The organism is Stenotrophomonas sp. 10L48 (assembly GCF_056395105.1).
On sequence record NZ_JBFTIX010000031.1, the window covers coordinates 1 to 1,384 of the forward strand.

Below are 1,384 nucleotides of genomic sequence, written 5' to 3' on the forward strand. Positions count from 1 at the left end.
GGCACCTGGTTGGCCTGGGCACCTGGTTGGCCTGGGCCAGCATGGCCGTACCGGCCTGCTGCAGGATCTGGGTGCGGGTCAGCTCAGCGGTTTCCTTGGCGAAGTCGGTGTCCTTGATGCGGCTGCGCGACGCCGACAGGTTTTCCGACGAGGTCTGCAGGTTGGCCACCACCGAGGTGAAGCGGTTCTGGATCGCACCGAGGTCGGCGCGGGTGCTGTTGATCGCACCCAGGGCCTTGTCGACCACTTCCAGCGACTGCTGGGCGCCGAGCACGGTGCTCACATCCAGCTTCTGCACGTTGGCCGAGGTATCGGTACCGGCGGTGTAGGCGCCAGCGGCAGCCGCGGTGCCCCAGGTCTTGCCGGTGGCATCGTAGTCGCTGCGCATCAGGGCGATATCGGCAGCGGCAACAGCCTTGCCTTCCTTCACCGAGCTCAGCTTCAGCGTGCCGTCGGCATTGGCTTCGGCGTAGATGCCGGCTTCGCCGAGCTTGGCGTTGATGGCGGTCGCCACGGCCTTGGATGCGTCGGCCGTGGTGGCACCGGCCTTGACTTCAACCGTGCCGATGTCCACGCCCATCACCGTGCCGGAGAAGCGGGCACCGTCGGTGCTGGCGGCCAGGGCAGCGGTCGCGCCGGTGGCGAAGGTCGAGGTGCCCAGCGAGCCAGCCTTGGCGTCGATGGTCTTGTCGATGGCGATGGCCTGGCCGGCGTTGGCGCCGACCTGGAACAGCTGGCTGGAGAACGAACCGTCCAGCAGCTTGGTGCCGTTGAAGTCCGACTGCTTGGCGACGCGGTCGATTTCCGAAACCAGCTGGGTCACTTCGGCCTGCAGTGCCTTGCGGTCGCTGGCCGAGTTGGTGGCGTTGGAGGCCTGCACCGACAGCTCGCGGACGCGCTGCAGGTTGTTGCCGATTTCGGTCAGCGAACCTTCGGCGACCTGGGCCAGCGAAATGCCGTCGTTGGCATTGCGGATGGCCACGTCGGTGCCGCGGATCTGGGTACCGAAGCGCTCGGAGATCGCCAGGCCGGCCGCATCGTCCTTGGCGCTGTTGATGCGCGAACCGGAGGACAGGCGCTGGATGGTGGTAGCGAGCGAGCTGCCGCTGGTGCTCAGGTTGCGCTGAGCATTCAGGGACATGGTGTTGGTGTTGATGACTTGTGCCATGGTGCTTTTCCTTTGGCGAAGGTGGAACGTATTTCAGGAACCGGGCGGCAGCTCAGCCGCCGCCCGGTGGTCGATCAAGGAGCCGATCAGCGCAGCAGGCTGAGCACGCCCTGCGGCACCTGGTTGGCCTGGGCCAGCATGGCCGTACCGGCCTGCTGCAGGATCTGGGTGCGGGTCAGCTCAGCGGTTTCCTTGGCGAAGTCGGTGTCCTTGATG

The 1,384-nt window shown here is 66.3% G+C and carries 2 protein-coding genes; both read right to left on the bottom strand.

Features of this window, described 5'->3' with window-relative positions:
* On the bottom strand, positions 1-1,168 hold a 1,168-nt coding region (locus tag AC1DCU_RS21440), incomplete at its 3' end, for a flagellin (protein ID WP_478014295.1).
* 86 nt (positions 1,169-1,254) lie between these two features.
* A complete protein-coding gene (locus AC1DCU_RS21445; protein WP_442250938.1) occupies positions 1,255-1,383 on the bottom strand; it encodes a flagellin in 129 nt (42 codons plus the stop codon).
* Position 1,384: the final 1 nt, after the last annotated feature.